This is a genomic window from Streptomyces sp. NPDC088194, from assembly GCF_040702025.1.
Classification (GTDB): domain Bacteria; phylum Actinomycetota; class Actinomycetes; order Streptomycetales; family Streptomycetaceae; genus Actinacidiphila.
Window position 1 is genome coordinate 143,484 of record NZ_JBFBIV010000010.1, and the last position, 12,945, is coordinate 156,428.

Here is a 12,945-nt window from a genome sequence, read left to right on the forward strand (position 1 = left end):
GGGGATGCGGCGCCGTCGGCGGAGCGAGGGCCCGGGCCCGGGGCGGGCCTTGGGCACGGGGCGCGCCTTGGGCACGGGGCGCGCCTTGGGCACGGGGCGGCCTTGGGCACGAGGCGGGCCTTGAGCACGGGGCGGGAGGCGTGACGCGGCGAGGAGAGGACGTGACACGGTGACGCAGGGTGGAACCAACCTGCCCCGGGTGGGGGGCTACAACCAGGCCGTGATCCTGGACGCGATCAGGACCGCGGGGCAGGTCAGCCGGGTCGAACTGGCGCCGCTGACCGGGCTGACCAGCCAGACCGTCTCCAACGTGGTGCGCCGGCTGCTGGCGGCCGGCCTGATCACGGAGTCCGGGCACGCCCCTTCCAGCGGCGGCAAACGCCGTACCCTGCTCTCGCCGCGCGCCGACGGGGCCTTCGCGGTCGGGGTGCAACTCGATCCGGACGCCGCGGTGATCGTCGTGGTCGACCTGGCCGGTGAGGTGCTGGCCTCCCGCCGGGTCAAGCTCGTCCACCCCGGCGAGCCGGCCGACGTGGTGGCCCGGGTGGCCGCCGCCGCGCAGCGGCTCACCGCCAGGACCCGGGTGGACCCGGCCCGGCTGCTGGGCACCGGCATCGCCACGCCCGGCCCGATCGACGGCACCGCCGGGGACGTGGTGCTCCCGCCGAACTTCCCCGGGTGGGGCCGGGTGCCGCTGCTGAAGATGTTCGGCGCCGCCACCGGGATGCCGGTGGCGATGGACAACGACGCGACCGCCGCGGCCATAGGCGAACGCTGGATCGGCGGCCGGGCCCGGGCCGGCAGCTTCCTCTTCGTCTACCTCGGCACCGGAATCGGCGCCGGCATCGTGCTCAACAACACCGTGCTGCACGGGGATTCGAGCAACGCGGGGGAGTTCGGGCACATGGCTGTCGAACCCGGCCACCGGGTCTGCCACTGCGGCGGCACCAACTGCCTCGGCCCGTACGTGAGTCCGTCCGCGGTGCTGGCCGATCTGCGGGAGCGGCACGGCCGTTCGGTCGCCGAGCGGCTCGGGCTCGCCCTCGCCGACGCGTCCGTGCACGCGGACTGGAAGCTGCTGTGCCGGGCCGCCCGCCGCGGTGATCCCGCGGCCTGCGACGTCATCCGGATCGCCGCCGCCCGTATCGGCCAGGCCGCCAGGGGCGCGGTCGCCCTCCTCGACGTGGACCGGGTGGTGCTGGGCGGGGAGGCGCTGCGCGGCATCGAGGCGATCATGTGCGAGGAGGTCGAAGCCGCCGTCAACACGACCTCGGTGGCCCGGGCGATCCGCCGCGTCGCCGTCGAGCGCAGCGTGATCGGCGAGGCGGTGGGGGCGGTGGGCGCGGCGTCCCTGGTGCTGCACGGCACGTACGCGCCGGGCTGGCGGATGCTGACGCAGCCGTCACCGTAGTGGCTTGCCGGGCGGGGGTGCGCGGTCGGGTGGGGGTGCGGGGCCGGGCGGGGGTGTCGGGTCGGCCCGCGGGGTCGGCGCGGGCAGGGACGTCAGGGTGACGGGGACCGCGAGGAGGGCGAAGGCGCTGATGGCGTTGAGCGCGGCGGGCAGCCCGAGTGCGGCGACGAGGACGGGAGCGCCCAGCGCGCCGACGACGGCGGCGAGGGAGTCCGCGGCGAAGAACAGCGCGCCGACGCGGGCGAGCATGCCGGGCGGGGCGGTGCGCTGGACGTGGGTCTCGACGGAGATGAGCAGCATGCTGCCGGGCAGGCCGATGAGCACCGCGGCGGCGACGGCGAGCGGCAGGGTCGGCGCGTTGAACAGGGCGAAGTAGGCGGCCGCGTTGGCGAGTTGAGTCGCGCCGAGGACCCGGCGGATGCCGAGTGCGAGCAGGGCGCGGCGGCTGACGGCGGACCCGATGACGTAGCCCGCGCCCAGGCCGGAGACGAGGTAGCCGACGGCGTAACCCGGGGCGTGCAGGCGCCCGACGACGAACGGGACGAGGAGCACGGTCAGGGCGGCGTTCGCGGTGAGGAACACGCCGTTGCCGAGCAGCGGACCGCGCAGGAGCGGGGTCGCGGCGACGTGGCGGAGGCCCGCGCGGAGGTCGGTGCGGAGTTCCGCGGGGCGCTCTGCGGGTGTGGTGCGGTGTGCCGTCGGCGCCTTGGGGTGGCGGGCGGCTGCGGGGACGGGTGCGGGGATGCGGCGGCTGAGCCTCGCGATGAGGCAGGCCGACGCCAGATAGCTGGCGATGTCGATGAGCAGCACCGCGGTGATGCCGGGGCCGGCCAGCAGGAGGGCGCCGAGGGGCGGCGCGGCCAGCCGGAGCACGCTGCCGGTGAGCGCGGTGAGGGAGTTCGCGGCGTTGAGTTCGGGGCCGGTGCCCATGACGGCGGGGGTCAGGGCGCGGGCGGCCGGTCGGAAGACGGTGGTCGCGAGGCTCTCGCCGAGCACGGCCAGGTAGATCAGCCAGAGGCGTCCCGCACCGCCGGCCGGAAGGATCAGCGCGACGGCCGCGGCGCTCGCCAGGTCGGCCTGCCACATCGCGCGGGCCAGGTGCCGGCGGTCGAGCAGCGCGCCGGCCCAGGGGCCGATCAGCAGTGCCGGGAGGGATTCCAGCGCGAGGGTGAGCCCGGTGGCCGCGGGTGAGCCGGTGAGCTGGAAGACCCGGAAGGGGAGGGCGACGACGAGCAGCCAGGAGCCCAGGCCGGAGATGGTGCCGCTGGCCCACAGCAGGCGGAATCCGGGGTGCGTGAGGATGGGTGTCTCGGGGGTGGCGGATGTGGCGGGCCGGTCGGGCTTTTCGGGCGTGGCGGGCGGGTTCACGCCCGGCAATGTATTTCGCTAGGATACTTCTTGGCAACAGTGTTCTGATGGAATAGTTCGTGGGGTCGGCATGGACGGGATCGAGCTGGGGCGGGGGCTGCGGGCCCGACGGAAGGCCGCGGGACGGACGATCGCGTCCGTGGCGATGGACGCCGGCCTGTCGGTGCCGTACATCGCCAACTTGGAGAACGGGCGCGGCAATCCGACGATGGCGGCCTTGCACCAGTTGGCGGGGGCGCTCGGTGCCCGGCTGGAGCTGGCCCTGATCGACGAGAGCGGGGGCGGCGGTGCGGGTGCGCGTGTCGGCGGGGGCGGGGGCGGCGGTACGGGGGCGCCGGTGCCGGCGGAGTTCGCGGACCGGTTGCTGCGCTCGCCGCGGGCGCGGAAGGTGACGCAACGGCTCGCCGCGAAGCACCGGTTGGACGTCGCGCTCGTACGGGAGCGGCTGCGCGGCGCCCTCGTCGCGCTGGGCCCGGTGCTCGGCGGCGAGCCCGGAGAGCGGGACCTGGATCGCCTCCTGGACCTGCTCCTGCTCTCCGGGACGGACCTCGGGGACGCGGACTGAGGCGCGGGTAATCCGTGTTGGGGTTCTCGATCCCCAACGGCCTTACGCCACAGGGCCGGTGGGGGACGTGGGGGAGGGGGCCTGTGCGGCTTCGGCCTGGGCCGCGGCCTGGACCGCGGCCTGTTCCAGGCGGTTTCGGTGGCGTTCCCACCAAGCCGGTTCGTTCTGGGGCACGTCGAGGTTGTTCGCGGCCATCCCCACGCTGCCGTCCAGGAGTTCGCGGAGGATGTCGGCGTGGCCGGCGTGCCGGTGGGTGTCGGAGATCACGCGGACCACGGCATGGTGCAGCGTGATCTCGCCACGGCCCTCCGGCCACCACGGGACCGTGCCGACCGTGTCCAGCGGCAGCGCCTCGATCGTCGCGTCGGCGTGCGCCCACGCCCGGCGGTAGTTGTCCACGATGAGCGCGCGTGACTCCTCGGCGGTGGCCCACATGTCGTCCGTGGGCTCGGCGTTCTCGTCCATCCAGGGCGCGAGCGTGCCGGACGGCCGCCCGAAGGTGTCACCGAGGTAGCCCGACTCCGCGGCGGTCACGTGTTTGACCAGGCCCAGGAGATTGGTGCCCGTCGGCGTCAACGGGCGGCGGGCGTCGTACTCGGACAGGCCCTCGATCTTCCACAACAGGGCGTCCCGGGCGGACTGGAGGTAGAGGTGGAGTTCGGGTTTGGCATCCGTCGCGGTCATCGGGCCAGTCTGCCGTTCACGTGCGCGCCGGGCATTCCCTTTCCGGGGGCACCAGCAAGGAGAGCTCGGTCGGGGGCTTGCTCCCCGGCGGCGCGGCGACAAGTGCCCCCCGTTAGGAGCCGGCCCCGCAGGGCCCGCACCTGGGCACCGGCGCCGAGGGAAGCCCCCCGACCGAAACGCCGTCCGGACGCCGACAAGCACGACCAGGAGGCGCTCCCGCGAGCGCAACGGCTCTGCGTCCGCGGAGATTTCAGCGCACACGGCTCAGCTCAGCAGCGGTACATCGCGACGACGTAGTCCGTGGTGGAGCCGATGAAGTGCTGCCCCGGGCCGAGGTTGGGATTCTGCGGGTGCCAGGTGACCCCGCCGTCGTCCGACCGGAGCTGCGCGGAGCAGTAGCCCGGGCCCAGGTACCAGCCGGCCGCGTTGGCCCATCCGAACACACCATTCGTGTACGAATCCGCCGGCAGGACGGCGTCGTAGGAGCCCTGGGTGTAGACACCGTCCTGGATGTGCATGACACCGAGGCCGAGGAGGCTGTCGTTGCCGATGTAGTTCGTCCCGGCGGCAGCGGCGGCTTTTGCTGCGGCGGCCATCTCCGGAGACACGGTAATGGTGGGCGGGGCGTGTGACGCTGCCGCACCGTGATCGGCGGCACCGGCCGGCGTCGTCCCCACGCCGACCCCCACGAGAGCGATGACACCCACCGCGGCTGCCACCTGTGACCTTCTGTTCATCGCGCTCCCTTCACGGTGACCCGCCCCGCGGATCACCGGAGTCGATCCGGTGTGAGGCGAAGCTAGCTTCACGAGTCCTGGACTCGTCCTAGGTTTGTCCTAGCCTCGATCCTTCATGAGCCCTCGTCGGTTCGCTGATGGAGACTCCGTGCTTGCGGGGTGCGGAACTTCGTGGGTGGGGGCAGGTTGGCGAGCCGGCGACCTCTGTGTTGGGCGCGAACCAGGGGAGCCGGTTGCCGTCGACGGCGGTGCAGCGCAACGGGGCGTCGGGGTACGGGCGTACTGCGACGGAGCATCAGCCGGGCGGTTGAGCAGCGGAGCGCGTCAAGCCTCGCGGCGGGGACGAGCCGACCGGGGTGCCCCCTCGCTCCGGCTCTCCAGCGCGGCAGGGAGGGAAGCACTCGCGCCGCGACTGGGGCGGAAGGCGTGCTACGGGCGGGTCGACTCCTTGAATTCGCCGACTGGAACCACGCCCGGAAACGTGTCGGCGGCGTCGACTGGAAATCGTCAGACCCTTCGCCCGACTACGCGCACATGGTTTCCCCGGCGAGTGACGTCGGATATCCGGTAGCCCTCTGGGACAGCGGTGAGGTGGCCGCATTCGGGAGACCACGAGGGTGCTGTGCTGGGCAGGTAGACAATCACCTGGTCCACGGCGCCCGCTGCGTTGAAGGCGGTCGCATGTTCGGACGCGCCGTGAACCAGCAGGGACCGCGCTCCTGTCTCGCCCAAAGCCCCCAATATGTCGACGGCGCCGCGGCTTGGCCAGTCGACAGGAGTTCGGAAATCCTCGCCGTGTCCCGCTGGACTTCCTTCTGCTATTCTCCCATCATCGCCGACCACAAGATCATATGATTCCCGGAGTGCTCGCATTTCATCGAATGCCACATCACGTTCATTGTTCGAGTTCGGCAGGCCATCCGAGCCGGCCGTGTACACCCATGTCACGAATGGTCGGCCCCTGTTCAGTGCGGCCAGCCAGGGGCCCAGAACAATCAGCGCTTCATCTTCAAGAATATTGGTTTCCACCTGGACGCCTGCTTCGCGCAGGAGGGCGGCGCCACCTTCACCGCGTGAAGTGGGGTCCATGACAGCGATCAGAACTCTGGCCACGTTCGCATGGATCAATGCTTCCCGACAGGGTGGCGTCCGGCCGTAGTGATTGCACGGCTCCAGTGTCACCAGCGCCGTTCCGCCCGCGGCGTGTCTCCCGGCGGCGGTGAGTGCATTTACCTCCGCATGCGAATTCCCCTTGTGGACGTGGTATCCCTCGCCGACCGTTCGTCCCTCGCGGTCGAGGATGACGCATCCAACCGGCGGATTCGGACTGGTCGATCCCAAGCCCTGAGCGGAAATCGCAATGGCACGCCGCATGGCTGCCAACTCATGAGTGTTCACCGCGCCACAACTCCGGATCTTCTCCCATTGCGTCAAACAGTTCAGTTACGGCAGGCGAGGCATGGACTGCCCCGAGTGCGTTGATCGCGGATACGGTCTCGTGCATCGTACGCGCCGAGCCTGAACCACGCGCAACGCTGAGCGATGAAGCGGCATGTTCGGCGGCTTCGTCGTACTCCCGGATTCCTGCGTAGGCCATTGCCAGCCGTGCCTGCGTAAGGCCCCGGTCGCGCTGGTAGGCGTCCGGGAGCTCGGTCAGTTCCTGATTCCGTTGGACCGCCTGAGCGAGGCTGATGGTCTGTCCGGGATTTCTCTTCGTCGTGGCCTGCTGACTTCTGCGAAACGGTGTCCATGTCACCATCGCCTGATCCCCGGACTCCGTTGCCCATTCCATTGCATGGCTCGTCCACCCCGATGGATGCCGTTCCGGGCGATGGGCAGCAGCGCAGGGAATCCGTACCGAGCTCGGCTGAGACCTCCGCGGAACTCGCCGGCGGCGTCCCGAACGAGGAGCCCACGACCGGCTGCCGCCGTACGCAACCGGCGGGCGGGACGGCGGGGCAGCGTCAGGAACCCGTCGCGGCTCGGTCGGACTCGCTGCGCAGGACGCAGAACTCGTTGCCTTCGGGATCGGCGAGGACGGCCCACCCCGAGCCGTCGGGGTTGCGGTGGTCGGCGACAAAGGTGGCACCGAGGCCCAGCAACCGTTCCACCTCGTGATCGCGTGAGGTCTCGGGGCGCAGACACAGATGGAGCCGGTTCTTGACCGCCTTCGGCTCCGGGACCTGGTTGAAGTGCAGCACCGGGCCCTCCGCCAGCAGCACCTGGGTCTCCGGGTCGCCCGGCCGGTCCTCCGGATTCAGCGGCCGCCCGGTCACCTTGCTCCAGAACCGCGCCAGCTCGTACGCATCCGCACAGTCGATCGCCACGTTCTGCACCACCGAGACCATGCGTGACATCCTCCCATCCGCCTAGGACATTGGTCCGAGCCCGCGCCCGATGCCGTCCTCCCGGCCGGCTGATCCAATGGCCCGATGCACGCTCACCCACCGACCGACCCCGGCCCGGCCGTCCGCGAGCGCCTGGACCAGGAACGCAACGTCTGGCTCTGCACCGTACGGCCGGACGGCTCCTCGCACGTCACGCCCGTCTGGTTCGTCTACGAGGCCGAACGGTGGTGGATCGGCACGGACGGCTTCTCCGTCAAGGTCAGGAACATCCGGCACGAGCCGCGCGTCTCCCTCGCCCTGGAGGACGGCCGCGTCCCGGTCGTCGCCGAGGGCACCGCCCGGCTGATCTCCACCCCGTTCCCACCCGGCGTCGTCGCCGCGTTCCAGCAGAAGTACGCCTGGGACGTCGCCGCCCCCACCCGCCCTGCCGGCACCCGCCTCCTCCTCGAAGTCCCCGTCCACCGCTGGCTGTTGGCGGGCACAGCGCAGTGAGAGGGGAATTCGGGGCGGAACGCCCCAGCGTGGCAACGCTGTTCGCCCGCTGCCCCCGCCCCGGTGAGGGGCGGGAACGGAGAGCAGAGGGCTTTCACGCCGGTCACGTACTGCGCGCGGTGTGCCGCAAGTGCGGTGCGGAGGAGAGGTGTCGGGGAGTCCAGGCGCTGGTGGACGGCCGTGGCTGACCGGTGCGTCGGTCAGGCCCTGGCTGTGCCGCCCGGCGAGTCCGGCTTCCAGTCCTGGACGAGAAGACCGAGCAGCACCTCGTCCAGGAACTCGCCCATCACCCAGGCCGAGGCGCGCAGCACTCCTTCGCGGACGAAGCCGTTGCGCTCGGCGGAGCGCAGCATCGCTGTGTTGTCCGACAGCGTCTCGATCTGCAGCCGGTGCAGGCCGCGCACGATGAAGCCGTAGTGGCACAGCGTCGCGACCACATCGACGCCGTAGCCCTTGCCGCGCGATGACGGCAGCAGCCCGACGCCGATGTGCGCGGAGCGGTGATGGGTGTCGATGCCCCACAGCGCCGCGGCGCCGACCAAGGTGCCGCCGCCCAACTCCACCACGGAGAACGGGACGCTTCCCTGGTCCGTGTCGTCCACCACGAGCCGCGGGTCCTTCGAGCCGGGCGTGATCGGCCGCCACGGCCCGCTTTCCGCCCGCGAGGAGTTGACCACGTCGTCGTAGAGCTCAGCCCGCAGGATCGGGATGTCGTCGTCGTGCCGGGCCCTGAGCCCGACTTTTTCGCCCCGTAGCATGCACGCTTCCTATCCGACCGGGCCCGGCGACGGCAATCCAATAAGCCACCCGCGACGCCGCTACCCCCAACACCGCTTCCCCCGGAGTACGTACGCACCAGGGTGGTCGGGCGGCCGGGCCGGCGCCCGGCGGTCGCGGACCGGGACCCGGCTATCGTTGGCCCGCATGACCCACGCCGACACGGAGATCACCGCGGAGCTGGTCCGGGAGCTGCTCCGCGACCAGCACCCCGACCTGGCCCATCACCCGGTACGGCTCGGCGCGCGCGGTTGGGACAACCAGCTGTGGCGGCTCGGTGACGACCTCGCCGTACGGCTGCCGTGGGCGACGGACTCGGCGGACGAGTTGCTGCGCAAGGAGTACACCTGGCTGCCTTCGCTCGCCGAGGGCCTTCCGCTGCGGGTTCCCGTTCCGCAGCGCCTCGGTGAGCCCTCCGCGCGGTTTCCGCGGCCCTGGATCGTCACCACTTGGGTGCCGGGCGAGCCCGCCGACCGCGCTCCCGCCACGCGCGGGGAGGAGGCGGCCGACGCTCTGGCCGCCTTCCTGACGGCCCTGCACCGTCCGGCGCCCGAGGGCGCGCCCAGCGGACGGGGCCGCGGGGGAGCGTTGGCCGACAGCACGGAGGGCTTCGTGCGAGGGCTCGCCGCTGCCGTCGAGGAGGGACTGATCTCCGACCCGGACAAGGTCCGCGCGGTCTGGGACGACGCAGCCGCCGCGCCCGAGTGGGACGGTCCGCCGCTCTGGCTCCACGGCGACCTGCATCCGGCCAACATCCTTACCACGGACGGCACTTTCTCCGGCGTGATCGACTTCGGCGACCTCTTCGCGGGCGACCCGGCCGTCGACCTCGCAGCGGCGTGGATTCTGCTGCCGGACGGCGCCGCCGACCGCTTCCACGCCGCCTACCGGCCGGCCCCGGACGCCGCGACCCTGCGACGCGCCCGCGGTTGGGCGGTGGGCCGCGCCCTTGCCTGCCTCTCCATCGGCAACGCCGGCGTGCACGGCCGCCCCGGCGGCAAGCCCACCTGGGGCCCACCCGGACACGCCTCGCTCCGGCGCCTCACCGCATAGCCGAACCGTTTCCCCGCTGCCCCCCGCCCCGCTGCCCCGTTTTCCGAAGCCCACGGCCCCAAGTCCGAAGCCGGAACCGGAAGCCGGAAGCCGGAAGCCGGAAGCGGGGTCGGCTCCCGACCTCGCCCCGGGCGTACCTCGCGCCGCGAAGAGACATCCGACGTCTGCGGAGCAAGCCACGCCCGTCCGTATGTGTGCGGTCGTGGTGGATCGTGGTGCGGTGCGACGGGCAACGGGAGTTCGGCACCCGGCGGTTCGCGCCCGCCCGCTCGCCGCCCGCCCGCCGAGCCCCTGCCACGCAAGGAGGGCACCGGCTCGCCCCCGGTCGCCCCACCCCCCGTGCGGTCGGCCCCTACCTGGGAAAAGTGCGCCCGATGAGACAGGTGTGCCGAAGGAGGTCGCACGGGGCCGGAGGGACCCGGGTGGACCCGCGCACGTCCACCCGGGTCCCCTCCAGCGGCTCCCGGCCGGCCGGCGCCCCCCACCTCGGCGCCCCTGCACCACCCCCCGCCCCACCCCCGGCCGAACGGCACCCCCACCCCCGAGTGATCCGACCATCCGCGCAGGTTATTGACGCGCCCTCACCCGCTGGCTAGCTTCCGACGAGAGCGCTCTCCCCCCAGCGCCCCCCAAGTGGCGTGCCCCGTGCGCCAGGCCAAACGCTCAGGAGCCCCCCCATGCGTGCAATGAGACCACTGCGCATCGCCGTCCTCGCGGCCGCCCTGACAACGATGTCAACCGCCGTGGCGCAAGGCGCGGCACCACCTACGGAGGCGGCGTCATCGGCGCCCTCGGTGAGCGCCGCCAGCACGATCTGCAACGCGTACTGCGACGCCCGCGATCCGGCGCTGAGCACGACGGACCGGCAGCCGGTGAGCACGTCGGTCAACTCGCGTTCGATCGTGTTGCACTTCGACGACACGGACGCGATGGCGTGGGCGTCGATCGACAACGGCGGTGCGGGCGACGAGGTGTGGCTGGACCGTTCGATGGACGGCGGCCGGACCTGGAGTGACGGCAGCAAGCTCGGCGACACCTCGGTGCCGTCCGGGTCGGGCGGCTGGCGCACCCTGATGTACAACGTCGACGACTGGAACAACGAGGGTGTCGGCGCGGTGCGGGCCTGCGGCCAGGCGTCCGGTTCGAGTGGCATCGCGTGCACCTCGTGGGCGCGCACCACCTGGAACGCGTGGTCCCGGGGCACCGCCGCGGCGACCGCGCTGATGATGTCGTACGACCGCGGCAGCAAGCTGTTCGGCGGCAATGGCTGGTGGACCAGCGCCAACGCGCTCACCGCGATCATCGACGACGCCCGGATCAGCGGCATGCCGAGCTACAAGTACGCGATCAGCGAGACGTACGACGCGAACATCAACGCGCAGGACGGCAACTTCACCAACAGCTATCTGGACGACACCGGTTGGTGGGGCCTGGCCTGGGTCGACGCGTACGACGCGACCGGTGACAGCCGCTACCTGAACACCGCGCGGGCTGACGCGGACCACATGTCCGACAACTGGAACGACACGTGTGGCGGCGGGGTGCGCTGGAACACCGACGGCGAGTACAAGAACGCGATCACCAACGAGCTGTACCTGTATCTGAACGCCGCGCTGCACAACCGGATTTCGGGTGACACCACCTACCTCGGCCGGGCGAACACCGAGTGGTCGTGGTTCCAGAACAGCGGCATGATCAACGGCGACCACATGATCAACGACGGCCTGAACGACTCGTGCGTCAACAACGGCCAGACCACCTGGACGTACAACCAGGGCGTGGTGCTGGGCGGGTTGACCGAGCTGTACAAGGCGACCGGTGACTCGGGGCTGCTGGACACCGCACGCACCCTCGCCGACGCGTCGACCGTCAAGCTCCAGTCCGGCGGAGTGCTGCGCGAGCCCGGCGAGGGTGACAGCTGCACCGGCGACGGACCGAGCTTCAAGGGCGCGTACGTGCGCGGGCTCGGCAAGCTGAACACCCAGCTGTCCGACCACCCTTACGCGGCGGACCTCACCGCGTGGGCGAACTCCGCGTACGCCAACGACCGCAACTCCCTCGACCAGTACGGCCCGCACTGGGCCGGTGGCGCCGGCAGCAGCGACTACGGCTGCCAGCAGAGCGTGCTCGATCTGCTCAACGCGGCCGGCTGACCGGGCCGTTCGACCTTCGCACGCCCTGTTCCCCCCACTTCTCGTGAAGGAGCGTGGCACCACGATGAGACGACCTCCCTTACTGTTCGCGCTGGCGCTCGCCGCCGCGTTGGGTATCGGCGCGGGCACCGCGCTGCCGGCCGCCGCGGTCGGCGGCCAGCACCGGACCGCACCGGCCGCGCACGCGTCCGCCGCCGACGCGTCGAGCCTGCGGGTGATGCCGCTGGGTGACTCGATCACCTGGGGCGTCGGCAGCAGTACCGGCGACAGCTACCGGGCCGACCTGGGTGACGAACTGTCCGCCGACGGGCATGCGTTGGACTTCGTCGGCTCGGGCCGCAACGGCACGATGGCCGACCCGGACAACGAAGGCCACTCCGGCTGGCGGATCGACCAGATCGCCGGCATCGCGGACAGCGTGCTCGACCGCTACCGGCCCAACGTCATCACCCTGGAGATCGGCACCAACGACCTCAACCAGAACTACGAAGTGGCCACCGCCACCGACCGGTTGCACGCGCTGATCGACCAGATCACCGCGGACGCGCCGTACGCGACGGTGCTGGTCGGCTCGCTGATCGTGTCCACCAACCCGGTGGAGGAGCCCAACCGGCCGGCGTTCAACGCGGCCGTGCCCGGCATCGTGCAGGCCGAGCAGGCGGCGGGCAAGCACGTCGGGTTCGTCGACATGAGCGCCCTGACCGCCGCGGACCTGTCCGACCAGCTCCACCCCAACGACGGCGGCTACCAGAAGATGGCCGACGCCTTCCACACCGGAGTCCAGGCCGCCGACGCCGCCGGCTGGATCACGCCCCCGGTGCCGGCCGGTGGCCCGGTGCAGTCCGGCATCGCGGGCAAGTGCCTGGACGACAACGGCGACAGCGGTACGAACGGCACCGCCGTGCAACTGTGGTCGTGCAACGGCAGCGACGCGCAGTGGTGGCAGTTGCGGACGGATGGCAGCCTGCGGGCGGTGGGCAAGTGCCTCGACGCCGACGCCGGCGGCACCGCCGACGGCACGAAGGTGCAGATCTGGGACTGCAACGGAGGCGCCAACCAGGTCTGGCAGCCGTATGACGGCGGCTACCGCAATCCGGCGTCGGGCCGCTGCCTGGACGACCCGAGCTCCTCCACGGCCGACGGCACCCAGCTCCAACTGTGGGACTGCAACGGCACCGGCGCGCAGAAGTGGACCACGCTCAGCGCGATCTGACGCGCCGTCACTCGCGGGTGAGCGGCGGACGCGGAACGACGACGGCGGCGCGCGCCGGCCACGGGGCACCCTCCCGTGCCAGCATGGTCGGCACCTGTGAGGTCAACTGGCTGACGGCATAACGGTCGACGCCGATCAGCGCGG

At 71.6% G+C, this 12,945-nt stretch carries 13 protein-coding genes; 6 read left to right on the forward strand and 7 right to left on the reverse strand.

Annotated elements, in window-relative coordinates:
* Positions 1-169 precede the first annotated feature (169 nt).
* The gene (locus tag AB0399_RS08045) at positions 170-1,411 is read left to right on the forward strand and encodes an ROK family transcriptional regulator (RefSeq protein ID WP_329371107.1); all 1,242 of its coding nucleotides are present in this window, start codon (positions 170-172) and stop codon (positions 1,409-1,411) included.
* On the opposite strand, the gene AB0399_RS08050 is transcribed toward AB0399_RS08045, so the two are convergent.
* Positions 1,403-2,779 (reverse strand): MFS transporter, encoded by a 1,377-nt coding sequence (locus AB0399_RS08050; RefSeq protein WP_366410646.1) that lies wholly within the window; start codon positions 2,777-2,779, stop codon positions 1,403-1,405. The genes AB0399_RS08045 and AB0399_RS08050 overlap by 9 nt on opposite strands.
* Positions 2,780-2,849: 70 nt before the next feature.
* On the opposite strand from AB0399_RS08050, the gene AB0399_RS08055 reads away from it, so the two are divergent.
* On the forward strand, positions 2,850-3,344 hold the full coding sequence (locus tag AB0399_RS08055) for a helix-turn-helix transcriptional regulator (protein WP_366410647.1): 495 nt from the start codon (positions 2,850-2,852) through the stop codon (positions 3,342-3,344).
* A 42-nt stretch (positions 3,345-3,386) separates the two neighbouring features.
* Here the strand turns inward: AB0399_RS08055 and AB0399_RS08060 are convergent, their stop codons facing one another.
* From AB0399_RS08060 to AB0399_RS08080, 5 genes are all read right to left on the reverse strand, one after another.
* Complete coding sequence (locus tag AB0399_RS08060; RefSeq protein WP_366410648.1) at positions 3,387-4,028, reverse strand: DinB family protein; 642 nt, start codon at positions 4,026-4,028, stop codon at positions 3,387-3,389.
* Positions 4,029-4,297: 269 nt separating this feature from the next.
* Complete coding sequence (locus tag AB0399_RS08065) at positions 4,298-4,624, reverse strand: hypothetical protein (RefSeq protein WP_366410649.1); 327 nt, start codon at positions 4,622-4,624, stop codon at positions 4,298-4,300.
* A gap of 648 nt (positions 4,625-5,272) precedes the next feature.
* The gene (gene ribD / locus AB0399_RS08070; protein WP_366410650.1) at positions 5,273-6,163 is read right to left on the reverse strand and encodes a bifunctional diaminohydroxyphosphoribosylaminopyrimidine deaminase/5-amino-6-(5-phosphoribosylamino)uracil reductase RibD; all 891 of its coding nucleotides are present in this window, start codon (positions 6,161-6,163) and stop codon (positions 5,273-5,275) included.
* Positions 6,150-6,557 carry a hypothetical protein gene (locus tag AB0399_RS08075; protein WP_366410651.1) on the reverse strand — a complete coding sequence of 136 codons (408 nt, stop codon included), beginning with the start codon at positions 6,555-6,557 and terminating at the stop codon, positions 6,150-6,152. The genes ribD and AB0399_RS08075 overlap by 14 nt, the downstream gene beginning before the upstream one ends.
* A 172-nt stretch (positions 6,558-6,729) precedes the next feature.
* Positions 6,730-7,113, reverse strand: coding sequence for a VOC family protein (locus tag AB0399_RS08080; RefSeq protein ID WP_366410660.1), 384 nt, complete (start codon positions 7,111-7,113; stop codon positions 6,730-6,732).
* 84 nt (positions 7,114-7,197) lie between these two features.
* Here AB0399_RS08080 and AB0399_RS08085 point away from each other — a divergent pair, with 84 nt between their 5' ends.
* Entirely contained in the window at positions 7,198-7,605 is a 408-nt protein-coding gene (locus AB0399_RS08085) for a pyridoxamine 5'-phosphate oxidase family protein (RefSeq protein WP_366410652.1), read from the forward strand.
* Positions 7,606-7,805: 200 nt separating this feature from the next.
* Here the strand turns inward: AB0399_RS08085 and AB0399_RS08090 are convergent, their stop codons facing one another.
* A complete protein-coding gene (locus AB0399_RS08090) occupies positions 7,806-8,363 on the reverse strand; it encodes a GNAT family protein (protein WP_366410653.1) in 558 nt (185 codons plus the stop codon).
* Between the two features lie 166 nt (positions 8,364-8,529).
* On the opposite strand from AB0399_RS08090, the gene AB0399_RS08095 reads away from it, so the two are divergent.
* From AB0399_RS08095 to AB0399_RS08105, 3 genes are all read left to right on the forward strand, one after another.
* Positions 8,530-9,435, forward strand: a complete 906-nt coding sequence (locus AB0399_RS08095) for an aminoglycoside phosphotransferase family protein (RefSeq protein WP_329371118.1) — start codon at positions 8,530-8,532, stop codon at positions 9,433-9,435.
* Positions 9,436-10,166: 731 nt separating this feature from the next.
* The gene (locus AB0399_RS08100) at positions 10,167-11,588 is read left to right on the forward strand and encodes a glycoside hydrolase family 76 protein (RefSeq protein ID WP_366410654.1); all 1,422 of its coding nucleotides are present in this window, start codon (positions 10,167-10,169) and stop codon (positions 11,586-11,588) included.
* 64 nt (positions 11,589-11,652) lie between these two features.
* A complete protein-coding gene (locus tag AB0399_RS08105; protein ID WP_366410655.1) occupies positions 11,653-12,801 on the forward strand; it encodes a ricin-type beta-trefoil lectin domain protein in 1,149 nt (382 codons plus the stop codon).
* The last annotated feature ends 144 nt before the right edge of the window (positions 12,802-12,945 follow it).

Bases quoted from the DNA above. Each gene is read 5' to 3' on its own strand.
- AB0399_RS08055 (WP_366410647.1), top strand. From the start codon at position 2,850: ATGGACGGGATCGAGCTGGGGCGGGGGCTGCGGGCCCGACGGAAGGCC.
- AB0399_RS08105 (WP_366410655.1), top strand. From the start codon at position 11,653: ATGAGACGACCTCCCTTACTGTTCGCGCTGGCGCTCGCCGCCGCGTTG.
- AB0399_RS08080 (WP_366410660.1), bottom strand. From the start codon at position 7,113: ATGGTCTCGGTGGTGCAGAACGTGGCGATCGACTGTGCGGATGCGTAC.
- AB0399_RS08060 (WP_366410648.1), bottom strand. From the start codon at position 4,028: ATGACCGCGACGGATGCCAAACCCGAACTCCACCTCTACCTCCAGTCC.
- AB0399_RS08100 (WP_366410654.1), top strand. From the start codon at position 10,167: ATGTCAACCGCCGTGGCGCAAGGCGCGGCACCACCTACGGAGGCGGCG.
- AB0399_RS08095 (WP_329371118.1), top strand. From the start codon at position 8,530: ATGACCCACGCCGACACGGAGATCACCGCGGAGCTGGTCCGGGAGCTG.
- AB0399_RS08065 (WP_366410649.1), bottom strand. From the start codon at position 4,624: ATGGCCGCCGCAGCAAAAGCCGCCGCTGCCGCCGGGACGAACTACATC.
- AB0399_RS08075 (WP_366410651.1), bottom strand. From the start codon at position 6,557: ATGGAATGGGCAACGGAGTCCGGGGATCAGGCGATGGTGACATGGACA.
- AB0399_RS08090 (WP_366410653.1), bottom strand. From the start codon at position 8,363: ATGCTACGGGGCGAAAAAGTCGGGCTCAGGGCCCGGCACGACGACGAC.
- AB0399_RS08085 (WP_366410652.1), top strand. From the start codon at position 7,198: ATGCACGCTCACCCACCGACCGACCCCGGCCCGGCCGTCCGCGAGCGC.